A 24,239-nucleotide genomic window follows, 5' to 3' on the forward strand; every position below is an offset into this window, starting at 1 on the left:
CATTGACGCGCGGACGTGTGCGTCCCGTCCGACGCGAGAACGAGATCAACGGCGCCCGACCGTGCAGCGACCTATAGGAGGGACGCGGTCGAGAACTTACGTGTAGGCGCCGTCCGAGGACCGCGGCGCGTCGTCGTCCTCTTCGGTGACCTGCCCGTCGTGGACCCGTTTCAGTGTGATGCCCTCAAGGTAGCTGGGCACGGGAGGATCGAGGTCTTCGTCGCTTGTCATGGTTCCGGTCCTAGAGGCGGACGGGTGCGCGGGCAGAGTCTGCTGTACCACCTCATAGGTCGCGCCCTCGGCGCCTACCCGATCTTCTCGGTACCGCTGCGACTCCTGTGACAACCGTCGGGCCAGCCGGCATCCGATGATCGCCGCCGTGATGACCATTTTCCCCGCGGCGGCATGTCGCTCAAGTGTCACCGGCAACGAATAGCCTGTGGACGGACTCATCACCAGCAAGAGAAGCCAGCCATGATCACTCACCCCGGCGAATACCACGACGCAAACTCGAAGACGCCTGTCCCGCAGTGCCGGCGGACCCTTGAGATCATCGAGTGGGGCCGGCTGATGCCGCCCCTGCCGATCCAGGTAGCCCTGCGTGAGCGCTGTGCCGCCCCGGTCCTGACGCTGCCGGCACTGCCGCCGGTCATCGACAGAGAGGCGGCCTAGGAGCTCGCGGCAAGCTGAGTGGGCGCAGCCTTGCAGATACCTACCCTTTTACTAAGGCAAAAGGGTAGGTATCTGTCGCTTCCCGGTTGGCGCCCGCCCCTCTATTCGCCAGTACGGTCGAACCCGTTGGGGACACCGACGGGAGACAACCTACGATGGCGTCACCGCCGAGGATCTCAGGGCCGCCGACGGCCTCCGGGCAGATGATGACGACTACCCCCGGCAGGGATTCCGGGAACTCGAGTTCCTCCGTGGCCCATCGCGCGAGCCGGTCCGGTCGGCCGAGCAACTACCTCGAGTCGCGTGGGGCAGGTCACACAAGAAAGAGCCATCCGTTCGCCAGGTCTGGCAGAACTACTTCGTAGTCTTCGCTGCCGTGGAACACGTCCACCTGACCCGACGGGAACCGATGTTGATCATCACCTTGAACGGCGACCGCTGGGGCCGCGCCGCCCGCGCCGAGCAGTGACCCCCTCGACGCCCGCCGCCTCGGCACTGGTGGTCATCCCCGCCTTCGGTTCGCCGGAGCTGACCGATGCGGTGGTGCGTGACCTGGTCCGCGACGGGAGCGACCTCGACCCGGCCCTGCGCATCGTGGTGGTCGACAACGCCGGTGACTACGTGCTGCCCGAGGGGAACATCGAGGTCCACCGCCCGGGGCGCAACCTGCGGTGGATCGGCGCCGCGAACTGGGCGCTGCAGACGGCGTCGCGCGAGGGCCATGCGGTCTGCGTGGTGCTGAACAACGACATCCGGCTGTCGCCCGGCTTCCTCGACGGATTGCTCGCGCCCTTCTCGACTGCGGACGACATCGCGCTCGCGGCGGCCTGCTACGACGATTTCTGGCTCCACCAGCGGGCCTCTGCGATCCCGAGTACCGCCGCGGAGTACGTCCCGCGCGACGTGCTGCGCGACGTCGACTTCTGCGACGGCACCGCCATAGCGTTCGCGGTGCCCTCCGTCGTCGAACTGGGGGGCCTGGACGAGGTCACCTTCCCGCGGCACGGCTACGGCGCGGACATCGACCTGGCGATCCGCGTGCGGGCGGCCGGCCTGCGGTGCGTGGTCACGGAGGGCGCCTACGTCTCGCACCTGCGGCGGCAGACGATGAACCGGACCGGTCAGAGCTCCGAGGGCAACCGGGCGGAGATCCTCCACGGACTGGACGCCAAGTGGGGCGACGGGTGGCGGGCCGACGTCGGGCTCGGCCCGGACTCGTTCCCCGCCCACAACACCGGGAGCGGCGCATCGTGGTACCTGACGGCTCCGGCATGGTGAGCACTCCCGGACGGGCCCCGGGGCGGATCGTCTACGCGGGTTTCGCCACGCGCCACCACAGCGGCGGCGTGCACGTGATGACCCAGCACGTCCGCCTGCTACGTAAGCTCGGCCACGAGGCCTGGTTGTGGCTGCCCGACGCGGATGACCGCACCGCCTGGATAGCCGACGACGTGCCGATGCTGTTCGGCGCCACCACTGCGATCGGCGCCGACGACCTCCTGGTGCTGCCGGAGACACCGACCGTCCAGGGCCGCGATCCGGCACCCGGAGCCCGCAAGGTCATCTTCAACCAGAACCACTTCTACACCTTCGCCGCCGGCGCGCCGGGCGACGATTTCCCGGGATGGTCGCAGGCACCCGCCATCTGGGTGGTGTCCGAGGAGAGCCGCGACGTGCTCTCGGCCGCGCTGCCCGGCCTGCCGGTGAGCGTGGTGCCCAACCCGGTCGACGGCGAGCTGTTCGCCCCCGGCACCACCGCGCAGCTCCGGGTGAGCTGGTTCCCCAGGAAGCGGCCGCGGGAGGCCTCGCTGCTGAAGCGGCTGCTGGCAGGCGAGCCGCGGCTCTCGGGGGTGGAGCTGGTGGAACTGGTTCAGGCCCCGCGGGCGGAGGTGGCCGCCACCCTGGCGGGCTCGGCGGTCTTCGTCGCCCTCGGGCACACCGAGAGCTACGGTCTGCCGGTCGCCGAGGCGCTGGCGTCGGGCTGTCTCGTGGTCGGCTACGACGGCGGCGGCGGTCACGAGCTGTTCGAGGCACCCGGTGCCTGGCGGGTCCCTGACCAGCGACCGCTGCTGATCCGCGACCAGGTGGCGGACCTGGTCCAGGACCTCGACGCCCTGGCACCGGTCCGCGCGGAGAACCGCCGCTGGGTGCTCGACCGCTACCCGTTCGCCCGGACCGGAGCGGCGCTTGAGGAGGCGGTCGCGGCCGCGTGGGCCCGGCCCGGCGCCGACGCCGTGGCCGTGCATCCGGCCGCCTGGCTCGATACCCTCGGTCCGAACTTCACAGCGTATGCGTGAGGACTCAGTGGGCTCCCTTCATCACGTTGACGAGGTCCTCGCCGGCCACATAGCGGCGCACCTGCGCGTTGACCAGGGCGAAGGCCCGTGGGCCGGACTGCGCGATCGAGCCGGCGGCGTGCGGGGTGATGATCAGGTTAGGCGCGTTCCACAGCGGGTGGTCAGCAGGCAGGGGCTCCGGCTCCATCACGTCCAGGGCGGCGCGCAGGCGCCCGGACGTCAGTTCTGCGAGCAGCGCCGGGGTGTCCACGACCTTGCCGCGCGCCACGTTGACCAGCAGGGCGCCGTCGGGCATCCGGGACAGGAACTCCGCGTCGACGAGCCCGGTCGTATCCGCGGTGAGCGGGACGGTCAGCACCACCACGTCGGCCTCGGGCAGCAGATCCGGCAGCTCGGAGGTGGCGTGGATGCCGTCCCGTGCCGTGTGCGCCACGAGCACGGGAACGGCGTCGAAGCTCCGCAGGCGGAGCGCGGTCTGCTCTCCGAGGTCACCGGCGCCGATGCTCAGCACGCGCTTGTCGCGCAGGTCGTCGGCCTCCACTGGGTCCCACCGGCCCTGTCGCTGTGCCTCGCCGAAGTGGGGCAGCCGGCGCAGCGTGGACAGGACGACGGCCAGGACCAGTTCGGCGACAGCCGGGCCGTGCACGCCCCGCGCGCTGCACAGGGTCACGCCGTCCGGGACGTGCTCGAGGATGTCCTCGACGCCGGCACTCGTCAGCTGGGTGACCTCGAGCTTCGGCATGGCGGCGAACTTCCCGGCGAGGTTGGTGGAGTCCTCGACCTGCGGCACCCAGAAGACGGTCTCGGCCAGGCGCTCGGGCTTGTCGCTCTCGCCGTCCCAGACGATCACGTCGACCCCGTCGGGAAGGGCTCCGAGGAGATCGCGGGCATTCGAATCGGGTACGCAGACGACAGTCATTTCGCCAGTGTAAACAGTTCCTTGACGAGGCAGGGCTGTGGTGTCGGCAGGACTTCTACAGAACTGAGAAATTCATTCACGGCGGCGGGAACACCTCCTGCCGGTGGATCAGCCGCGCCCGTCGGTGCGGCTTCGAAGGCAGAACCGAACTTCTACAGGAGACTCGTCATGGCCATCACACAGCTCACCTACCCCCACCAGGAGCCGGAGCTCACCGGCGAGGACATCCGGCTCCGCAACTGGGCCAGGAACTCCCGACTGGGCCTGCCCGGCTCGGTCGTCGCGCCGGCCACCGAAGCGGAGCTGTGCGAGTTCCTATCCACCAGTGACGGCCGGGTCCGGATGATCGGGAGCCGGATGTCGCCCGGCAGGATGATCGAGGTCGCGGACGGCGCCGGCACGCTCCTGGACCTGAGCAGGCTGAGCGGCCTGATCTCCAGTACCGATGACACCGCGACCTTCGCCGGCTCGACCTCCCTGGCCGAGGTGTACGCGTTCCTCACCGCGCGAGGGCAGATGCTGGACGCCTCACCCGGCGTGATCGCCGAGCAGACGCTGGCCGGCGCCCTGTCCACCGGGACCCACGGTCAAGGCCTGCAGCAGAGCTCGATCGCCGGCGCTGCGCTGGCGATCCGCATGGTGCTGGCCGACGGCACGGTCGCGGAGTTCGACCGTGACCACCCGGATTTCCCCGCCGTCCAGCTCGGCCTCGGTTCACTGGGCGTGATCACCGCCGTGACGTTGCGCGCACGGGAGTCGATGATCTACACCTGCGTGAAGAAGGCTGTCGACGCCGGCACGCTCGAGACAGACCTGGAGACCTGGAACCGGGAGAACATCCTGGTCAAGGCGTGGTGGTTCCCCCAGGAGAACCAGGTCCAGGTGTGGACCGCCAACGGAGCGTCCGACGACGAGGTGTCGCGGTACCGGGCCGGCGGCAGCCAGCTCGTGGAGTACGCGACGACCGATACGTCCATGAACAGCACGATCGAGTCCACGCTGCAGCACCTCCGCGACGACAGCAAGGGCGTCGCCGACAACGGCAAGTCGCTCCGCACGGTGTCGCGCTTCCGGGACTTCACCGACGTCACGGGTGACATCTACCAGGTGTTCTGCAAGGGGATCGCGACCCCCCAGATCAACGTGGAGATCGGCATCCCGCTCGCGCAGGCCGGAGCGTTGATCAGGAAGATCAAGGACTGGCATGCGGAGACCCGCCCCCGCATGCACTACCCGGTGATCCTGCGCTGCACCGGCGCGTCCGAGGGATGGCTGAGCCCGTCCAACGGCCAGGACACCTGCTACTTCGGCTTCGTGGTCTACTACGCGGCCGACGGTTCGCTGTCCGAGGAGGGGAACAGCTTCCTCCGGGCAGTGGAACGGGCCCTGGCCGAGGAGGGGGGCCGGCCCCACTGGGGCAAGTACTTCGACGAGTCCCTCTACGACTGGCCCGCGCTCTACCCCCAGTGGGAGGCCTTCCGCCGGGTGCGCGAGACGCTGGACCCGGAGCACAGGTTCGCGAATGCCTTCACCGATGCGCTCCTCGACTGACCCGACCCGCCCACTAGGACAGGAACACCACCGATGAATGCCTGGGTGACCTTGCTGACCCAACCCGACTACCTGATCGGGGTACGGACGCTGCGTGCCTCGCTGGCGGCCTCCGGCAGCACCGCCCCCCTCGTGGTCATGGTGACCGAGGGGATCGACGAGCGGGCCCGGCGCCTCCTGCAGGACGACGGGTGCCTCCTGCGCGACGTGGCACCGTTGCGCCCGGCCGGTGGGTCGGCGGACAGCTACGCCAACGCCCGGTTCGCGGAGGTGTGGACCAAGCTGGCCGTCTGGAGCCTTACGGAGTTCGAGCGTGTCGTCTTCCTGGACGCCGACATGCTGGTGACCCGGAACATGGACGAGCTGTTCTCGCTGGATCTGGCCGACGGCGCCATCGCCGCCTGCCACGCCTGCCGGTGCAACCCCAACCGGATCGCGAGCTATCCGCCGAGCTGGACACCCGAGACCTGCTTCTACACGCACTGCCGGGGCGGGGACCACGTCACCGAACCGGATGCGACGGACAACTACCTGAACGGTGGCTTCCTCGTGCTGTCGCCCGACGAGGCCGTCCTCGCCGACATGGTGGGGCGGCTGGCAGACGTGGACGATCTGTCGCACTACCCATTCGCCGAACAGGACTTCCTCAACGAGTTCTACCGCGACCGCTGGCGTCCGCTGCCCTACGTCTACAACGCGCTGAAGACCCTGCCGCACCAGCACCCGTCGGTCTGGGATCCGGCGTCGGTGAAGAACATCCACTACATCATCGACAAGCCGTGGGCGAAGCCGCTCGACCCCACCGACCGGTACGTCGAGGTGAACCGGCTGTGGTGGGAGATGGCCGACACCCTGGGCGCCCCCGTCGGCTCCTGACCCCGTAGACGAAGGTGCTCGGTCCCGACCCTTCTGTGGGGTACGGGATCGAGCAGGACGGCGTGTCGTCCGAGCCGGCCCGCACGTTGCACACGCTGGCGATGTCCCGGGGGGGGGGGGGGGGGGAGATGCTGACTACCTGCGCGCCCTTGTTGCGGCTGAGCTCCACGAGCCCATCCGTGGTGAGCCGGTTCAGTGCCTCGCCGCGGATCCGTCCCACCCGGTCCACCAGCCGCAATCTTCCAGATCGTCTTGTGCAGCTCATTGAGCTATCCTTCTGTGGTTGTGGGGTATGGCTCATCTCCTGCATGTTGGATCGCAACTCGGTGGAGTTCCGTCACGGAATAACCTCTGCAGCGCAGGGTAAGAAGTGAGTAGGGACCGGTGGACTGACACTCGGGTGGAGCGGGCGGCAGTTCTTGCTGTCGAACGTTTTATTCTCGAGCACACGGACCTAATTACGGCACAACCAGTGACAGACTTCGGAATTGATTTACTGGCGTTCCGCCCTGAGCCATTCGGTGTCATCCCGGTTCAGGTGAAGGGCGCGCACAGTGGACTAACTGTCTGGGGGAAGTACGCCAGGACACCGATAGTGATTGCCTACGTGCTAGACCTGACCGGAGAAGCGCCGCAGGTATGCATCATGTCCGGGAAGGAAGCGTGGAATCTGCCATTGGAGTATGTTCAGCATGGAGGTCGAGCCACAGACCACGATCCTGACAACACGTCATATCGGTGGGCTTCTGCAACGCGATTACTGCGAACGATGCTTGCGGAGCGAGAAGCGACGCCCGAACGGTGGACCACACTTTTCGAGGAAGTTCGAGCTCGTTGAGCCAATCGTGGAAAGACGATGTCGTGGAGTCGACATGAATAACGTCTGCGGCGCAGGGTAGAAGTAGTCCCATAGCCGATCACCCAGGCTTGTGCATCGTCAGGAAGCCCTGCGAGCCCTGGTTAGTAGTGTCCAAGTTGACCACTTAGGAAGGGGATCGCAATGACCGATAAGCTACAGCAGCCGCTCAAGGCTGCAGAGATCAATCTCGGCAAATTGTTTACAGATGACTACGACTTCGTCATCCCTGAGTACCAGCGTCCCTATGCCTGGGGCACTGAGGAAACCATGCAGCTTCTTTCTGATCTGCAAGGAGCATTGGAGCGAGACACCGACGAGCCGTACTTTCTCGGCTCCATCGTCCTGGTGAAGGATGCAGCCCAATCCCGCTCCGAGGTGATTGATGGCCAACAACGACTGACAACGCTTACTTTGCTGATCGCGGTTCTGCGGGACCTCGTTACGAATCAGGCGCTCCGCGCCGACATCCACAAGTTCGTCGAGGAACCGGCCGTCGAGTGGGACGAGAAAGCTGCACGGCCTCGTCTTGAGTTGCGTCCCCGCGACGCCCAGTTCTTCCGCGAGTACGTTCAGGCAGAGGGTGCAACAGAAGCGCTGGTTGGCATAAGCGACAACTTAACATTTACTGACTCTCAACAATCACTGCGCAACAACGCTCGCGTGTTGCGTACGGAACTCGTGACCTGGGGCCAGGAAGAACTTCAGCGCCTGTACAAGATGATGGCGAGGCGCACCTATCTGGTGACGGTCAGCACATCGGACCTCAATAGTGCGTACCGCATTTTCAGCGTCATGAACGCTCGAGGGCTTCCACTCTCGCCGCCCGACATCTTCAAGTCCCAGGTCATTGGTGCTATGCCCGAAGATCAGCGTTCCAACTTCGCAGACCTATGGGAAAAATTAGAGGAGGACCTGGGCCGCAGCGAGTTCGGCGACCTTTTTCTCTACATCCGCGCTATTGCATCTCAGACTCGTGCGGTGCGTAGCCTTCTCCAGGAGTTCCCAGAACAGGTGCTGAACAAGTACCTCCCCACCAACGGCCAGGGCTTCATAAAAGAGATCCTGCAACCGTACGCGCTAGCGAATAGCCGTCTGCTCGCACAAGACTTTCAGGGAGATGCGAAATGGGCTGGCGTGAACGCATGGCTGAAACGACTCGGTCAGCTCGACAACGATGATTGGCGGCCAGTCGCATTATGGGCACTCAAGGAGCATGGTGATGATGCGACGTTCCTAAACTCGTTCTTAGCGCGATTGGAACGACTGGCGGCGAGTATGTTGATGCGGCGCGTATATGCAACTCCCCGTGCGCAGCGCTACATGGATCTTCTCAAGCAGCTAATCGCTGGCGAAGCTCTCAACAGCACCGCGTTCGAGCTGACCGAGGATGAAAAGCGCGAGACGCTAGTGTGTCTCGATGGCGAGATCTACCGCACCCCACCTGTACGCAAGTACGTACTATTGCGGTTGGATTCGATCCTGGCCAATGATCCAGGTGCTTCTTATGACCACAGCATAATCACCGTCGAACATGTCCTGCCACGGAACCCTGATGATGGCAGTCAGTGGTGCAAAGACTTTGATGAGGAGCAGGCTGAGTACTGGACGCACCGCCTTGGCAACTTATTGCTGCTCAACCGCCGAAAGAACAGTCAGGCACAGAACTATGAATTCATAGTAAAGAAAGACCGATACTTTTCCTCCGGCAAGGGCGTTGCGGTGTTCGCGCTCACCACTCAGGTGTTGAACGAGATTGAATGGACGCCTGAGGTTGTTGAGCGACGCCACGAGGATCTGTTGGCCGTCCTTCAAAAAAGCTGGGACCTGGGCTGAACTTCTACAACACTTCCGGTTGACGCTATAGCGCCATTGAGGACCGGGAGGTCGGAAACGCCCGAGATATCGAACACGCCCCAGTTTTTGAGCACCTCAGGATGTATCTTAAACCGATCGCTGAAGTCAACGCTTCCAGGGCAGCAATGCACTGCGCCTCCTGCTCAAGCGCGCTCGACCAGTCGCTGCAGCGCCGCGTCGAAGACATAGTCGGTGATCTCCCCGGACATGATCATTGCGACGGCCTTGTTGATCGTCTCCAACGGCACCACAAACCACTCCGAGGGATCGTAGTCGCGTCCCTTCCGGTCAACCTGGGTCAGGTCCACACGCACCTCGGCGAACACTCGGTGCAGGAGGTGCTCGAGCCACGAGGCACGCACGTTGTAGAGCCGGTAGTCCGCCAGCACCTTCACGGGTGCCATCAAGTAGGTCGGTGAATTCGCCGCGTTTCTGATGCGGGTCGCGACGTTGGTGGTAGAGAAACCGATTTTGTGGAGGTCTTTTATTCCCGCGACAATAGGATCCTCGCTGAGCGACTGCAGCACGTAGATGTGACCGCTCTCCACGTCGGCGTCGAGGATCTCGGTGTCATCGTGGCCCGTGCGCGCCAGGACCTGGCCCTGCGCCTCGTACATGCGGGTCATAAGGCTTTGCTTGTACATCGCCGACTCAGTGCCGTTCTCGAAGACGACGCGCAGGCGCTGCTTCTGCCTGGGCTTGCCGCCGACGACGAGGTCCACGTCCTCGCCGACCTCAGCCACGAAGCACATGACGCCGTTCAGCACGAAGAACCCACCCTCGCGGATAAGGTCCATACCAGTGAAGGGCACCAGCTTGTATGTGCCCTCGGCCAGCTCGGCGTGCTTTGCCTTAAACAGCGGCTCGAACAAGTCGAAGTCCTCGGCCTTCACCCGCTGCGCGACCGAGTCCGGAGACTCGGGACGCTTGATCACAGGCAGATCCGACACGTCGAGGATGCCGCTCTCGTCACTCAATAGATCGTCCAGGTCGTCGCTTTCAAGAAGATCGCCCAGCGACTCAGGAGTTGCCTCTACAGTCAGCAACTCGTACTTCGTGTCGAGGTGTTTGAGCGCCGCAATCTTCTCTTCATTGGCCAAGATGCCCTCGAGACGTGCCCCGAGCTTCCGCTCAGCGATCTCCCGCGTTACGGAGCTCGGCATGCGCTCGTGCGTCCGGCGGAACTCCACGATCTCCAAGAACGCACGTTCGAGCCGGTCGGACGATGTGACTTTCTTGGGCTTCTCGGGCACGTCGAACAGCCCATCGAGGTCGTTGTCGATAAGCTCCTGCAAGGAGGACGGTGCCGCCTCGAAGACTTCGTCGTTCTCGCTCATTCGTCCGTCACCATTGCTGCCGCGCGCTTTTGGGCTTCGAGCTTTTGCTTGGCCCGCTGGAGCCACAGCAGCGCGTCCGCGTACCGCTTCTCGGCCGGGTCCTCTGCCCGCGAGTCCGGTCGCCTACCGTTGACCTTGATCCAGTTCTTGATCCGGGGAACGAGCGATAGCGCCTCTTCTTCGGTGAACTCGACGCGGGTGGCCGTGATCTGGTCCTGGATGATGCGGAGTACCGAGGGAGTCACCGACTTGGACATGACCTCGAAGGCGCGCTGGAAGGGATTCACCGAGTCGATGAGGTTAATGGTGAGCTCGTCGATGTTGACGAACTTTTCGGCCATCTTGATAAACCGTTTGTCCCCGACCTCGCGCACCTCACCGTTCTTGACCACCGAGTCCACAACAACCTGCTGCCGGACCTCTTCGACCTGCGAGTCGGTGAGGTTCGGATACTTCTCCCGAATGATCTTCGGGATTAGGACCTTGTTGGCGGTCTCGGCGTCAATCGAGCCCGCTGCTGCACGAGCGAAGGTGTCGTCCTGCAGGATGGTGGCTTTCAGGTCATTTAGGTCCGTCTTGACGATCTGCTGGACGCGTTCCGTCGAGGGCTCCTTGAAGCCCTTGATTTTCAGCTGACCGGGAACTTTCGAGTCGTCGCCGTCGAACTTCTTTGTTTTGAAGGTGAAGTTCTGTGCGAGTACTTGCTCCATCAGCAAGGACGCGGTGATGGCTTTCAGCAGGTTGTTCACCGAGACTTTCACCTCACCCTGAGTAGCGTCGGGCTCGGCGATCAGGTTCGTGAACTGGGCATGCTCCTTGCCGGGACTGTCGCGGGTAACACGGCCGATGATCTGGATGACCTCGGTCAGCGAGGCACGGTACCCAACGGTCAGGGCATGCTCGGCAAAAGGCCAGTCGAAGCCTTCCTTCGCCATACCCAAGGCGATGATGATGTCCACAGCGTCGCGCTCTTTGGATGCGACATGGGAGAGATAGTGGAGCGTGTCAGCACGCTTCTTCTGGTCAGTGTCGTCCACGAGATCGGCGACCCGAAGAATTTCACCGGTGTCTTTGTGGCGGATGCTGATGATTCCGGTAACAGGGTCGGTGGCTTCGACGTGGCCGATCGCATCGATGATGAACCCCACCTCTTCGATCTTGTCCTTGGTGGACTCGCCCGAGTTGACGTTCGGAATGTGGACAATCGTCTTCTTGTCGAGGTGAAAAACTTCCCCAATAGCGTCGGTGTAGCGTCCCTGGTAGAAGTGATGCCCGATGCCGAGCGAGTGCAGGTACTCGTAGCCGTTGAGCTGGTCGTAATAGTTGAACGTGACCGGTGTGAACCGAGCCTCCTCTTCGGCAGACAACACTGGCACCGAGTCTCCGCGAAAGTACGATCCGGTCATTGCGACGATGTGCACATCGGAGCCATTCATGACATCGCGCAGCAGAGCGCCTAGGCGGTTGGCTCCGATATCAGCGGAGACGTGGTGGAACTCATCGATCGCCAGCACTGTGCCATTAAAAGCTTCCGGTGTGAGTTTCTCGAAAGCAAACCGCAGCGTGGCATGCGTGCAGACCATAGTAGTGTCGGGGCCTTCAAGGAACTTGATGAACGCTCCAACCTTGCCCTGCGAAGAACCAGGGTCGCACAAGTTGTGCTCGTCTCTGATCTCCCAGTCTGCGAAAAACCCGTTGGAGGTGAGCTTCGTCGAGGAGAAGGACGCTCCGATGGAACGCTCGGGGACCACGACGATGACCTTTTTCCGACCCTGGTTGTAGAGCTTGTCGAGCGCAACAAACATCAGTGCACGCGACTTGCCTGATGCCGGCGGAGCCTTGACCAGAAGGTGCTGGGCGTCACGCTTAGCGAAGACGCGCTGCTGCATCTCTCGCATGCCCAGGGCATCGGTATTGACCGACGCCTTCGTACGCGCATAGGTCACATTAACGACGTTCATCGGCTTCTTCACTTCTTCTTGTTCCCCTTCGCAGATTCGGCTGCTGTCATTTCCTCGTACATAGCAAAGAGGTCTGACAATCTTTTTTCATCAGTCTCGTAGCCGCCTTTGAAGTAGATCGAATCCACTAAGGCATCAACCTCTGCATGCGCCTTCCGCAGGTCATCCGGCATCAGGTCCGGGTCGTACAACTCCGCAAGAGTCCGCTCACAGTGGTACTCGCGCACGTCGAGGATGCGGAGAGCCGCATTGGTCAGGTTTTCTTTAACGGTGTCCGAGAGCGGTGGCACCGGGAAATTGTTGTAGACAATCGTGTTCGTGTAGCGGAGCCGTGTATCGAGTTGGCCCCCTACTGCGCGAGCCCACGCCATGTGCATCGCTGAGGTAAGAAGGGCAAATACCCACGGTTTGGCATCGTAAGCGGAATTCGCAAGATTGGAAATCACAGTTCCTTGGTCGAGATACCCGATCGGAATATAGTCACGGTTTTCAGAGGTGGTTGACGGAACAATAATTGACTCGGTGTCCTTATGTGCCCAAAAATAGAACTGATTTGGCACACAAGCTTTCGCCCTAGTGGACTTCTCAGTACTTTTCTCACGGTGCACGCGTACAGCATTCAGCCGTCGAGCAATGGCGGGAAGCTTGGCAAGTTCCCCGACCGCATCGTCAGGGATTACAAGACACCAGCGAGTCTTACCCTTGATGAACTCATCAGCTCCGCTGAAACCTCTGATGAACGGCTCAAGCTGCGGTGCTGTCGCAAGCAACTCATCCTTCTCCAAATCGCTGAGAATCAGATTTCCGTCATCATTGGGCATCGAACCGAAGCCCAGCTTGGGCAAGGAAGCAAGAGGGTTAGTGCGTCTGCCGATCCAAATGTCTGCTCCGTCAGCCAAATACGGGTTGATGCGTTTTACGTCGAGTCGAATTCCATCAGTGAAGATGTATTTGGGACTATTTGAGACGTTTCGGAGGTTGAGTACGACACAGGTGACACCAGCAGCGTTCTTCGCGTGGTTGGACCACTTGAATGACGTGTAGGCATAACCAATTTCCAGTTCGACGCCCAAAACCTGCGGCCACAGAATGCCGACCTGCTCGCCCTGAGTGATCGAGTTCGTCGTGACAAACGCAAGATGCGCAGCTGTGCCGCGGATGTAGTCCGCACCTTTGATGAGCCATGCGGAGACATAGTCGAGACTCTTGTACTTGGAAGTGACCGTAGCGAGGTCGCGTTTCTGTTCGCTGCTTTGTTTTCGGCTCCCAAGGTATGGAGGGTTCCCAAGCACGTAGATCTCCCCGTCGTCATTCGGGCAGACAGTGCACCAGTCGACGGTAATTGCGTTGCCCGGCTTGATCTGCCCGGACTCTTTGAGGGGGATGAGTGGAAGGTCGATGCCGAATTTTTCGCGGTACTCCATGTTCATCTGGTGCTTGGCGATCCAGAGCGACAGGATTGCCACCTCGACGGCGAAATCATCAATTTCGATGCCAAAAAAGTTCTCAATGTTGATCTTGGAGCCCAAGAGCTGGCCTTGGTGAGCGCCACCGTGCAGCTCCGCCAAGCGCTCCAGAATTGAGTGTTCGAGCTTGCGCAACTCCTTGTAGGCGATGACGAGGAAATTTCCTGATCCGCATGCGGGATCGAAGACCTTGATCGCAGCAATCCGTTCGAGCAGCGTTTCGAGCATCCTAGTAGATTCGTAGCCCGCATCAAACAGTGTCTTGAGATTATCGAGAAACAACGGCTCAATGGTCTTGAGAATATTTGGCACCGATGTGTAGTGCTGCCCCAAATTCGAACGCTTGCCCGGAGTGACGATAGCTTGAAACATCGAGCCAAAAATGTCAGGATTTATTTCCCGCCAGATCAGCTTGCCCGAATCGATTAGAAGACCGCGCGCTTTTTTGGTGAATCGTGGCACCATGTCCTCTGGAGCCATTGTGAACAGCCGGCCGTTGACGTACGGGAAACCTGCCAGACGCACGGGTTTTGCTTCAAGGTGTTCAGTATCGAGCGCGCTAAAGACCTCAGTGAGGAATTCAGCGACGTCAGAACCGTCGGGTTGAGTATGTGAGCCGACAGCGTTGGTGAACGCACCCTCCTCGAAAATACCGGTGTCCTCGGCGAAGAAGCAGAAAAGGAGCCGGGTGAAGAAAACGTTCAGTGCATGGCGCCCGTGCGCTGTGTTGAACATTCCGGGGTTCGCCGCCAGCAACTCATCGAAGAGGTTACCTATCCGCTCGGCAGCCTTAACGTCCGCGTGCGCCTCGGCGACATATTGCGCTTTTTCCATACCCGCCCATGGCAGGAAGAAGGTGAAGTGCTGATCGATGTCCCGGATCGGGATCATCAGGTTCTCGCTGGTCTTGGTGTCGATGGCGACCAGTTCTGTGTAGTCGGTGACGATCACGAAGCGAGTGTTGTATCGGACGACCAGCGGTGAGGTCTTCAGTTCGTCGATAACCGCGAGAGGATTACTTGTGGTCTCCTTGAAGTAGACAACGCCCTTCTGCGCAACCTCAGTGGACGCGTCGTGGGCAACGTTGAGCGAGCCGTTGCGCAACCTTGTCACGTTGCCTTGGGGTTTTCCGTAGGCCAGCAGCAAGCTGAAAATGAACTCGCGATCGTAGGACTCGCGGCCTCCGAGCGGAGATACACGTTCCTCGACGGCTTTGAGGTTGAGCTTCACGATAAATACGCTTCCTTCTCGAACGTGATCCCATCATCGCCCGCCGGGCCGCGGAAGATTTCGCACTGGCATCTGAGGCAGGCCGAAGTGCCGTCGGCAGATGGCCGCGGTTTGGGCACGTTCATACTCCTTACATCGGCAGCGCAGGCGCGCACTACCTCCCGTGATCGTATCCGGGACGGCACGCGCGCTTCGACGCTTCCTCTCGGCGGGTCGCCGTGTCACCACAGTCTCAAGATGTCTCGTAGACATCTCCTTAACGAGACGAGACCCGTTCACCGGCGTCGCGCCAATGTCATTATGTTGTCTCAGAAGTTCCGGCCTCGAGTCGGGCTTTACGAGACTCCGGCCGCTGAACGGTGCCGGTAGTAGGTTGCCTTCGACCAGCCGACCGTTCTCGTAGCATCGACGACACCGAGTCCCTCGGACTCCATGAGGTGCTTGACCGTCCGGAGGTTCAGGGCGACCTTCTCTGCGTCCGGGGTGGGGCGCCCAAACTTCACACCCCGGGCCCTGGCTGCATTGACGCCGGCCTGGACACGCTCCTGGATGAGTTCGCGCTCATACTCGGCGAAGGTCGCCATGAGGTTGAGCATCAGACGGCCCTCACGGGTTGACGGGTCGATACCATCTGACAGCGATCTCACCTCGACTCCTCGGTCATAGTCGGATGAATCCATCCGCACTGCAGACTCTGCAACGAGATCGCGGGGGAGGGTCACGTTTCGTCCGTCACCGGCAATCTGTCAGGCCGAAAGTGTGGTGCCTCGACGAAACACGGCAGGCTTCAGCGGTAGGTACGGCCGTCACACTGAGGGCACTTGCAGTCAACCGCGCACACTCCCGCCTCAAAAACTCACCCACCACCCCAGTCCCCTCAGCAGACACCTCAGGAGAACTACCTCTGATGACCCTCCGAAAAATCGTCACACTGACCGAAGACGTCCTGACCGAGGGCGGCCGCGAGGTCACCCCCACCGCACGCATCACAGTAGTTGCGGCTGTCATCAAAAATCCGTGGGCCGGAAAGGGTTTTGTCGAAGATCTCTCCGCCGGCATCGACGCCAACGCCTCTGATATCGGAGCCATGCTCGCCCCACGCGTCCTGGCGGCCCTCGGCGCACCCGCCGAGGCCTACGGTAATGCCGCGATCGTTCGGCTCAACGGCGAAATTGAGCACGCCTCAGGACTCATCCACACCCTCGCCTTCGGAAATCACTTCCGAGACGCCGCCAAAGCCACCACGCTGCTACCGGCGGTAGAGAAGCGCGGCCCCGCAGGAGTCGTCTTCGACATCCCACTCAAACACATCACCGATGCCACCATCCGCTCCCACCACCAAAGCATCGAGGTAAGAATCAACGACGCCCCACACCCCGACGAAATAGTGATCACCCTCGCCGCCGCCACCCAGGGACGCCCCCACCAACGCCTAGCGGCGTTCAGCACCGAAGTGAGTTGAACTTCCTTGAGATAGCGGCATACGCGCGTTGGCTTTCTCTGCAGAAGCTTCCCGTGGACCCCTAACTGTGGCCTGGTCACTTGCCGGCAATCCACTAATGCAGCATCGCGAAAGGTCAGAGCCGATGTTCGAAAAGGCGACCGCTGGCGCTCCACGGAGCTTCCTTCCCGCTCACAACAAACGGCCGATAACCACCGTTTTGTAGCAAGTCCTGAAAATCAAACCCTTAACTTCAAGCATGAATTGCTTGCTGCGAAATGTGCTGCCCTACCCAGTTAGAGGGTCAGAGTGCGGGGCGGGCGGTAGTAGAAGTCCTTGTCGGCGTTGGTAATGGGACGCAGGATCGAAGCCGGCGTCGTCCGCAGGCGAAAGCTTGAGGATCGTCTGCCGCACCGCGACGGATAAGCCTGTTCCATGCCCTTAGGATCAATTCATGGCCGATCAACCTCGTTTCATGACCCTGCCCGACGCCGCCGCCGAACTTGCAGTGAGCCAGTCACAGATGTACGCACTGGTGAAGTCCGGTGATTTGCCTGCCATTCAGGTTGGCGGCCGTGGTCAGTGGCGCGTCGAGCGGGTGAAGCTCGAGGAGTACATCACCAGGATGTATGAGCAGGCATCGGCAGCCCGCAGCAAGATCAGCCCTGAGGACGTCGGCGAGGAATGAGCCAACCGAGGGGGAGCGCGAAAGTAGCCTTCGAGGACTGCACAACAAACATGGGGAAATGATGAAGAAGCACCTTGCACCGTTGCTCGGGATGGCACTGGTCCTCACAGCTTGCTCAGGCGGGAATCAGGCTGCACCCGCAGAAACCTCGGCTCAGACTCCGTCGCAACATGCATCGCCGCCCGCGACCTCGCCTACGCCAGTGGCAATGACACCCGCACCGGTCCCGGCGGAAACACTTAGCCCGACGGCTGCCCCCACAGCTCTCCCGCCGGCTCCCGCACCCACCCAGGCACCTCCAGCACAGGCGCCTCCCGGAAACTCGCTGACCTCACCCCGTGGCAACCTTGTCAAGCAGGTAGGCGAACTGGCAGGCATCAGGGACGCCAATGGCGAGTACCTGGCCGCCTTTACCGTCAACGACATCATTGTCGATATTCCCTGCACCGATGAGTTGGCAGACCCGCCTGAGAACGGGCACTTCGTGGCCCTCGATGTGTCGGTCGAAACCAGCCCGAACATGCTCACCTCCGACCTCATCCAGCAATTCAGCATGTCCTCCCTCACCTTTCAGGCGATAGGCCCGGACGGCGTCACGTCGAACGCCGGCACCGACAGCGCCGCGACGCTCTTCTGCCTCGACGACTCGGTGCAGCTACCGGGGAATATCGGCCCAGGGGAAAAGGCCCAGGGACTTGTGCTCCTCGACGTCGAGAACCCCACCGGCACCCTCATCTATGAGGACTTCTGGACTGACAGCGCGTGGGAGTACGCTTACTAGCTCTAGAAGTGACGGAGGTTGTGGGCAGTGGGGGAGGACGTGCAGGGTCCCTGTGAGGACAGGTAGGAGTGGTTGCTCATGTACTCCCGGGGGCTGAGCCCGGCGACCATTGCCCGGTGGTGCCGGGTCGATGTCCGGCGGGTGCAGCGCGCCGTGGATCGGGAGATCCGGAAGGGACGCGGCCTGGTTTGACCGGTGCTGGCTGGTCCACGATCAACCCGCGTGGGACGGGACCGCTGCCCGGCGGTTCACCAAGAACAGGGACCGGGCGTGGTGGGAGCATTACAGTGACGTCGCCGCCCACATGCAAGAGCGTGATGGTGCATTGCCGGCGCAGAACGACAGCCCGCGGGCGCGGGAGCTGTACCGGTGGATCGAAGCGCAACGCCGCCAGCACGACGTCAGCGGTAGAATCGCGGACCAGCGGGTACGTCATTTTGAAGGTAGCTCACGGGCGAAGAACGCCGCCTCCCGACGCAGGATCTCGTTCTCCTGCTCCAGCAACCGGTTGCGTTTCCTGAGCTCGCGGATCTCGGCCGCGTCGGCCTACGTCACTCCCGGCCAGACACCGTCCTCAACTTCGGCGTGTTTCAACCAATTGTTCAGGGTGCCCTCGCTGATCCCGAAGTCCGTCGTAATCTGGGCCAGCGGCGCTTCGTGCTTCGGTGCCACGGCGACCAGGTCGCGGCGGAACTCTTCCGGATACGGCTTTGCCATGATGGCCATCCGTCCAGGAGGACAAAATCCTCACAGGCTAGATGGAAACGAAACCTTCATCAGTCCCAAGCACCGGCCGAACCAGCGTCAAAGTGTCGTCGCCTGAGCATACGACCTGGCCATCATTGATGAGCTCGTTGAGTGCCTCGTTGATGCGCCGATCGACGGTGGGCCCTGTGCGGGTCCAGCCGAACAGGCGGGCCACGCCTTGGACGACCTGTGGCCTGCTGACTGCTCCGACGTCCCGGATGGTCAGGACCGCGGCGGTGGCCAGCTCGTCGAGATGCACTTGTTCGACCTTGCGGGCGACCTGTCTGGTGGGGGTGCGGACTGATGGGACATTGCGTCCGGGGATCAAGAGGAAGTCGCCGTCACGGGCGACCTGTGCCCGTGAAATGGCCAGGCCGATGTTCGCGCGGATGTTGACCCCGATCCGGCCGACGTTCCACCAATCCCGGAGGCGCTCGTAGGCGACCTCAAGGTGGACCGGTGCTTCGTGCTCGGTGAGCGTCTCGATGGCGTCAACCATGTGGAGGTGGCTGCCGGGCTCGCCGGGCTCGACCCAGTAGGGCAGCGTCTGCGTGGGTGCGGGCTCGTACGGGGTCGTCCAAGTCGGGGACGCGCTGAGATCGGCCTGTTCCGTCTCGACGACGGGGTGCTCGATCACAGGCGCCTTCTTGGTCCGGCCCTCAAGCGGGGCACTGATGGCCTCCTCGATGGCACCCCGCAGGCGGCGTTCCTCCGTGGCGCGATCACGGTACCAGGCCGTTCCCCAGATGCGGTGGAGCCGCCAGCCGAGGCCGTTGAGTATCTGGTCGCGGAGCCGATCGCGGTCACGCGCGGCGGGAGCCGAGTGGTACTGGTAGCCGTCGCATTCAATGCCGATGGCGAACATGCCCGGATAGGCAGGGTGGCGCACGCCGACGTCGATGCGGAAGCCTGCCGCTCCGACCTGCGGCTCGACGACGTAGCCCCAGCTTCGGATGGCGGCGATGACGGATTCCTCGAAGGGCGAGTCGGGGTCGAGGCCGGTCGACGAGTACGGCACGGCCAGGATCTGCGCCCCCTTCTCGGCGTAGTCGAGATAAGCGCGAAAGTACTCCACGTTCTCGTTCGTAGAGGGCGGGATCTGCCCTGCTCGCATTGAGGCGACGACTTCTACGCGCTGCCGGGCGCGGGTGATCCCGACATTGAGCCGTCGCCAGCCTTTGTCCTTGTTCAGGGCGCCGAAGTTGGCCGAAACCTTGCCTGCCTCGTCCGGGCCGTAGCCGACGGAGAATATGATCACGTCGCGCTCGTCGCCCTGGACCTGTTCCAGGGCACGAATGAAGAAGCCGTTGAGGCGGTCATCCGTGTCGAAGAACCGGTCGAGATCTCGGCGGCTCACGCGCGCCTCGTCGATGGCATTCTGGACTGCGTCGGCCTGGGCGACGGAGAAGGTCACGACGCCGAGCGTGAGGTCCGGGCGCCTCGTGAAGTGCTCCACGACGCGTTCGGCGACTTTCGCGGCTTCAGCGGGATTGTTCGCTCCGCCGCCGCGGCGGTACACGCCGTGGGCGTGGAAGAACTCGACGCCGACGTCATCCCCTTCGGCATGAGCCGAGGGGAAGGTGACGAGCTTACCCTCGTAGAACTTGTAGTTGGAGAAGGCGATGAGGTCTTCATGGCGAGAGCGGTAGTGCCAGCGCAACCCGAGGTTGTTGAACGCGCCGCAAGCCTTGGCGAGTTCGAGGATGGACTGGAAGTCTTTGACGTCGGTCTCCTCCTCGTCCTCATCATCGGTGATGCGCTCAAAGAATGAGGTGGGCGGCAGTTGCTTGTCGTCGCCGGCGAGGATGAGCGAGCTGCCCCGGTAGATACAGTTGATGGCGTCGCCGGGGGTGACCTGCGAGGCCTCGTCGAAGATGACGACGTCGAACTCCATGTCGGGGGGCAGGTATTGCGAGACCGCCAGCGGCGACATCATGAAGACCGGTTTGATGCTGCGCGTAACGTTGTGGGTGAGCGACATTAGCTCGCGCACTGGCCTGTGTTTCTTTTGCTTGGCGCCTTCGCGGCGGATGATGCCGGGCTCCCCTATCGTCGTGTTGGCAGGGCGGCGCGCATTTGCGGCACGGATAATATCGGCCGTCGCGGCCTTGATCAGATCGCGGTCGAGACTGCGGTACTCCTCGACCAGCGCCTCGCGGTCGGTCGCCAAGAGCGGCTGGAGACGCGAATCGCCCTGGAGGATGGCATCGGACCAGCTACGCAGGAGGGCCCGCATCACCACGTCGGGGACCTCGTGCTCCCTGAGGCGCTGCTCAATACAGAAGTCGACGGCGGTGTCCAGACCCAGCCCGGCGAGGTCGTCGTAAGCCTGCCGGTAGTCAAACCACTCTTGCTGGCCCACAGTGTCGGCACGGAAGTCGTTTATGAGCTCCACGGCACCCTGGAAGCCGTCGAACTCTTCCTCGAGCTCGCCGTGGCGGCTCTCGGCGAAGGCCCCGATCACGCGGTCGCGGGCCTGACTCCACCTGTCGTAGGCGGGACCCATCGCGTCTACGGGTATGGAATCGGTGAGAGTCTTCACCTGGCCGGCAGTCAGCGGCCCGCGGGCGAGCGATCGGAGGTCGACTGCCCAAGCTATCGCCTCGTCAAGCGTTTCCAGATCGGTGTCGCCGAAGTTGAACCAGTCGCCGAGCAAGGGCCGGTAGCGTGGTTCGGCCGCCCGCAGCTCTTCGGTCGCCTGCCGGGCGCCGGCTGCGAGCTCGAGGATGTCCTCCGCCTCGGCGAGAGAGTGGTCCCGGCCCGTGACGCTCCCCACGGCGTCGATGCGGGCCACGGCCTGCCGCATGGGTCCGATGTGGGCGGTGAGCCAGTCGACGGCTCGGCCGAGGGGCTCCAGGACGAGTTCGGGACGGCCGGCCAGCGCAGGACTAGGCTTGAGTCCCCCCTTCCACTCCTCGATGTCGGTGCGGGCAGTGCCAGCCACGGTCTGGTGGGCGGTGTCGGCATCACCGCCGGTCATATACGCGACAAGCAGCCCAGGCACGTCACCGTTGGTGAGGGCGAAAACCTCGTCGACAGTGTCGAAGGCGGCATTGAGTGACCTGAAGTCGGTTTCCCGCCCTGACCAATGCACCCCGAAAGTCTCCCCGTATGCGGCGGCGAAGGCATCGAAGTCCCTGCTGGCCTCGCCCCACACGATGGCCTCGGCGAGGTGGCCGATGCCCTGCTTAACATCGATGGCATTGGTCAGCAACCCGGCCACAGTCTTCTTGTCCGTGCGGTAACTGCTGGAGAGCTTCTTCAGGCCTCTGTGCAGATTCGTGAACCGGTCCTGCAACTCGGCCAGCGGCGCCTTCAATGCTTCGGGGCTGAATACGGAGGACGCCTTAATCTCAGCGTCGTCCAGGGCCGCGATGAGCTCCCGGAGCCTCGCCGCGGCAGCACGGGCCTCGGCCAGTCCCAGGGGAGCGAACCAGCGCCGATCAGGCTTGGTGCCCTGAGCGCGCAGGTCGATGATCCGGGCCAGGCGGTCGACATCGGCGAACACCGCGACCGGTGGAAGGCCCAAGCTGAGCGCGAGCGAGGACAGGGAGGAGTTCCGTTCGCCCAGCATGCGCGCCTGCGCCTCAAAGCGATCGGCAGCCGCTGACAACTCCGAGGCCGGCGCGGCCTGCAGGTCCACGGGGAACGGCGATGCCTCGACCGGTGAGGGACCAGGGGGCACGGCCTGCGGCTGTGGCAGCGCGGTCCAGGGGACGCCGGCTACCTGCACGGCTTTCGCCTCGGCCTCCTTGATGCGGGCCAGTTGCCGGCCGACGTCCGCCCGGGCAGACACCAGCGGTTGTGTGGAGTCGTCGGTGAGCCATTGCTCCATCACGCTGCTGGTGGGATGCGGCCGGTGCTGGTGCTCGATGAGCGCCGTCAGGCGTGGGGTGTCGGACGGCTTCGCGAGACGGAACGCCTCCGCGAGCCCGGCGTTGAGTGCCACGTTGCCCCGCAGCTCCTCCAGCGCGGACTCGGCCTGGTAGAGCCGGACTTCGAGCGACTTATTGTCGACAACATCGCGCCACAGGAACGACCTACCCTGCGCCGCCGGCCGCCAAGCGCGGGCCAGTTTCGACAGGGTCTCCTGGATTGCCAGGTAGTCGGCCTCGGTCATGGCGTTCGGAGCCTTCTCGGGGACAGGCGCGATCGGTGCCGTCGAGAGGTTCGCGTACATACCCAGGACCTGATGCAGGGACACGTTCAGCGGCTCGCGCACTTCGTTCATGGCGGCTGCGTAGCCGTTGAGCTGCTCTCGTTGCGCCTTCACGCTCTGCCGCGCCATCGTCGGCATCGCTGTCGGGGGCTTGACGACATTGTCCAGCGTCTTGAGCAGCTCGGCCGCGACTTCCTTCCGGCTCGCCTTGTGCGAGTGGAGTTCGAGGACGTACGAGCCGAGTCCGGCGGCAGCGAGACGGTTGCGCACGACGTCGAGTGCCGCGATCTTCTCTGATACGAACAGGACTGTCCTGCCGGCGTGGAGCAGCGCACCGATCATGTTCGCAATGGTCTGCGACTTGCCGGTGCCGGGAGGGCCGTCCATGACGAATGTCTTCCCTGCCAGGGCGGCGGCGACCGCTGCCCGCTGCGAGGAATCCGCGTCGAGCACCAGCGGGGTGATCTCCGGCGGGGCGACCGTGTCGACGTCGGAGGGGTCGACCGGGTCGAACTGGAACTCCGGTGACTGTTGTGTCGGGTCCGACGTGGCAATCGCGCGCACGATGGGGTGCTCGAGGATTCTCGATTCGTTGTCGAGAAGGTCCTTGAACATGGCTTCCTTGGCGAACGAGAAAGTTGCCAGGTAGGCGGTCGCGCGCAGGGTCCAGCCGGTGAAGGCCTTATTCTTGTCGAGCGCTCCCCGGATCGCTGAGAGCGTTTCGGAGACCGTGAGCCCTTCGATGTCCTCGGCAACCGGCAGCTCGATGCCGAATTCCTTCAGTCGGAGGGCGAGTGCGGGATTGAGCACCGGGTCGTCTTCCCCCACCGTGATCCGGGGTGTGCCCTTCGGGCCCTCGGGCAGCAGCTGGACGGGCACCAGCAGGATCGGCGAGGTCATTGGGGTGTCGTCGACGTCGCGCCAGTCGAGTAGGCCGAATGCCACGTACAGCACCGCCAGGCCCCGGTCGAGGAACTCTGCCGATGCCTTGCGCATGAGGTTGCGGACGACCGGGCCGACCTCGCGATCGGGCCGGGGCGAGTGGAAGAAGGTGTCCGGCGCGAGCGGCTTCGGCACTTCTGGGTCCTCCGGGCTGGTCTCGCCGCGGAATGCCTGCGGTTTGCCCGATTGGAGGCGGGTCAGGACCTCGTCCGGGGATGGTGCGTCGATGGGAAGCGAGGAACCCTTGGGGGCACGGAACTTGATAAGCGCGCTTTGCCCAGTCAGCCCGACCAGCCCGTCACGCCATGCCTTGAGCGCTGCCCGATGCTCGCCCCGCTGAATCTGGGTCATTGTCCCTCTTCTCGAATCTTCCTCATCGGCCGCGCCTGCCGAGCACGAAATGGGAGGAAAGTGGTCAAACACATACCGCGTGTCCACGCTAGCGGACCCGATCCTAAA

General features: G+C 63.0%; 16 protein-coding genes and 1 pseudogene. 9 read left to right on the forward strand and 8 right to left on the reverse strand.

The window, feature by feature from the left end; genetic code table 11:
* Positions 1-96 precede the first annotated feature (96 nt).
* Positions 97-231 carry a hypothetical protein gene (locus tag ACX80N_RS09445; RefSeq protein ID WP_459339166.1) on the reverse strand — a complete coding sequence of 45 codons (135 nt, stop codon included), beginning with the start codon at positions 229-231 and terminating at the stop codon, positions 97-99.
* A gap of 243 nt (positions 232-474) precedes the next feature.
* Between ACX80N_RS09445 and ACX80N_RS09450 the strand changes: the two genes are divergently transcribed.
* The 3 genes from ACX80N_RS09450 to ACX80N_RS09460 all read left to right on the forward strand — a co-directional run bounded on the left by ACX80N_RS09450 (position 475) and on the right by ACX80N_RS09460 (position 2,969).
* Positions 475-672, forward strand: a complete 198-nt coding sequence (locus ACX80N_RS09450) for a hypothetical protein (RefSeq protein WP_459339167.1) — start codon at positions 475-477, stop codon at positions 670-672.
* Positions 673-1,137: 465 nt separating this feature from the next.
* Positions 1,138-1,950, forward strand: coding sequence for a glycosyltransferase family protein (locus tag ACX80N_RS09455; RefSeq protein WP_459339168.1), 813 nt, complete (start codon positions 1,138-1,140; stop codon positions 1,948-1,950).
* A complete protein-coding gene (locus tag ACX80N_RS09460; protein ID WP_459339169.1) occupies positions 1,944-2,969 on the forward strand; it encodes a glycosyltransferase in 1,026 nt (341 codons plus the stop codon). Before ACX80N_RS09455 ends, ACX80N_RS09460 begins: the two co-directional genes overlap by 7 nt.
* 4 nt (positions 2,970-2,973) lie before the next feature.
* On the opposite strand, the gene ACX80N_RS09465 is transcribed toward ACX80N_RS09460, so the two are convergent.
* Positions 2,974-3,888, reverse strand: a complete 915-nt coding sequence (locus ACX80N_RS09465; RefSeq protein WP_459339170.1) for a 2-hydroxyacid dehydrogenase — start codon at positions 3,886-3,888, stop codon at positions 2,974-2,976.
* Positions 3,889-4,056: 168 nt separating this feature from the next.
* Here ACX80N_RS09465 and ACX80N_RS09470 point away from each other — a divergent pair, with 168 nt between their 5' ends.
* From ACX80N_RS09470 to ACX80N_RS09480, 3 genes are all read left to right on the forward strand, one after another.
* On the forward strand, positions 4,057-5,439 hold the full coding sequence (locus tag ACX80N_RS09470) for a D-arabinono-1,4-lactone oxidase (protein ID WP_459339171.1): 1,383 nt from the start codon (positions 4,057-4,059) through the stop codon (positions 5,437-5,439).
* Positions 5,440-5,484: 45 nt separating this feature from the next.
* Positions 5,485-6,315 carry a glycosyltransferase family 8 protein gene (locus tag ACX80N_RS09475; RefSeq protein ID WP_459339172.1) on the forward strand — a complete coding sequence of 277 codons (831 nt, stop codon included), beginning with the start codon at positions 5,485-5,487 and terminating at the stop codon, positions 6,313-6,315.
* Positions 6,316-7,315: 1,000 nt separating this feature from the next.
* On the forward strand, positions 7,316-9,007 hold the full coding sequence (locus ACX80N_RS09480; RefSeq protein ID WP_459339173.1) for a DUF262 domain-containing protein: 1,692 nt from the start codon (positions 7,316-7,318) through the stop codon (positions 9,005-9,007).
* 164 nt (positions 9,008-9,171) lie between these two features.
* On the opposite strand, the gene ACX80N_RS09485 is transcribed toward ACX80N_RS09480, so the two are convergent.
* The 4 genes and pseudogenes from ACX80N_RS09485 to ACX80N_RS09500 form a co-directional block, all read right to left on the reverse strand.
* A complete protein-coding gene (locus ACX80N_RS09485; RefSeq protein WP_459339174.1) occupies positions 9,172-10,365 on the reverse strand; it encodes a GIY-YIG nuclease family protein in 1,194 nt (397 codons plus the stop codon).
* A complete protein-coding gene (locus tag ACX80N_RS09490) occupies positions 10,362-12,338 on the reverse strand; it encodes a DEAD/DEAH box helicase (protein WP_459339175.1) in 1,977 nt (658 codons plus the stop codon). Before ACX80N_RS09490 ends, ACX80N_RS09485 begins: the two co-directional genes overlap by 4 nt.
* Entirely contained in the window at positions 12,335-15,022 is a 2,688-nt protein-coding gene (locus ACX80N_RS09495; RefSeq protein WP_459339176.1) for a DNA methyltransferase, read from the reverse strand. Before ACX80N_RS09495 ends, ACX80N_RS09490 begins: the two co-directional genes overlap by 4 nt.
* A 335-nt stretch (positions 15,023-15,357) precedes the next feature.
* Positions 15,358-15,684 (reverse strand): annotated as a pseudogene (locus ACX80N_RS09500) (recombinase family protein); the annotation flags it as partial.
* Between the two features lie 245 nt (positions 15,685-15,929).
* On the opposite strand from ACX80N_RS09500, the gene ACX80N_RS09505 reads away from it, so the two are divergent.
* From ACX80N_RS09505 to ACX80N_RS09515, 3 genes are all read left to right on the forward strand, one after another.
* Positions 15,930-16,484 carry an amino acid synthesis family protein gene (locus ACX80N_RS09505; protein ID WP_459339177.1) on the forward strand — a complete coding sequence of 185 codons (555 nt, stop codon included), beginning with the start codon at positions 15,930-15,932 and terminating at the stop codon, positions 16,482-16,484.
* A 433-nt stretch (positions 16,485-16,917) separates the two neighbouring features.
* Positions 16,918-17,151, forward strand: a complete 234-nt coding sequence (locus ACX80N_RS09510; protein ID WP_459339178.1) for a helix-turn-helix domain-containing protein — start codon at positions 16,918-16,920, stop codon at positions 17,149-17,151.
* A gap of 202 nt (positions 17,152-17,353) precedes the next feature.
* Positions 17,354-17,932 carry a hypothetical protein gene (locus ACX80N_RS09515; protein WP_459339179.1) on the forward strand — a complete coding sequence of 193 codons (579 nt, stop codon included), beginning with the start codon at positions 17,354-17,356 and terminating at the stop codon, positions 17,930-17,932.
* A 546-nt stretch (positions 17,933-18,478) separates the two neighbouring features.
* Here ACX80N_RS09515 and ACX80N_RS09520 read toward each other — a convergent pair.
* Entirely contained in the window at positions 18,479-18,658 is a 180-nt protein-coding gene (locus tag ACX80N_RS09520; RefSeq protein ID WP_459339180.1) for a transposase, read from the reverse strand.
* Between the two features lie 28 nt (positions 18,659-18,686).
* Positions 18,687-24,131 (reverse strand): DUF4011 domain-containing protein, encoded by a 5,445-nt coding sequence (locus ACX80N_RS09525; RefSeq protein WP_459339181.1) that lies wholly within the window; start codon positions 24,129-24,131, stop codon positions 18,687-18,689.
* Between the last annotated feature and the right edge of the window lie 108 nt (positions 24,132-24,239).

Source organism: Arthrobacter sp. MDT2-16 (assembly GCF_054510925.1).

Coding starts and splice junctions, on each gene's coding strand:
- ACX80N_RS09445 (WP_459339166.1), bottom strand. CDS start 231: ATGACAAGCGACGAAGACCTCGATCCTCCCGTGCCCAGCTACCTTGAG.
- ACX80N_RS09450 (WP_459339167.1), top strand. CDS start 475: ATGATCACTCACCCCGGCGAATACCACGACGCAAACTCGAAGACGCCT.
- ACX80N_RS09460 (WP_459339169.1), top strand. CDS start 1,944: ATGGTGAGCACTCCCGGACGGGCCCCGGGGCGGATCGTCTACGCGGGT.
- ACX80N_RS09465 (WP_459339170.1), bottom strand. CDS start 3,888: ATGACTGTCGTCTGCGTACCCGATTCGAATGCCCGCGATCTCCTCGGA.
- ACX80N_RS09470 (WP_459339171.1), top strand. CDS start 4,057: ATGGCCATCACACAGCTCACCTACCCCCACCAGGAGCCGGAGCTCACC.
- ACX80N_RS09480 (WP_459339173.1), top strand. CDS start 7,316: ATGACCGATAAGCTACAGCAGCCGCTCAAGGCTGCAGAGATCAATCTC.
- ACX80N_RS09485 (WP_459339174.1), bottom strand. CDS start 10,365: ATGAGCGAGAACGACGAAGTCTTCGAGGCGGCACCGTCCTCCTTGCAG.
- ACX80N_RS09505 (WP_459339177.1), top strand. CDS start 15,930: ATGACCCTCCGAAAAATCGTCACACTGACCGAAGACGTCCTGACCGAG.
- ACX80N_RS09510 (WP_459339178.1), top strand. CDS start 16,918: ATGGCCGATCAACCTCGTTTCATGACCCTGCCCGACGCCGCCGCCGAA.
- ACX80N_RS09520 (WP_459339180.1), bottom strand. CDS start 18,658: ATGGCCATCATGGCAAAGCCGTATCCGGAAGAGTTCCGCCGCGACCTG.
- ACX80N_RS09525 (WP_459339181.1), bottom strand. CDS start 24,131: ATGACCCAGATTCAGCGGGGCGAGCATCGGGCAGCGCTCAAGGCATGG.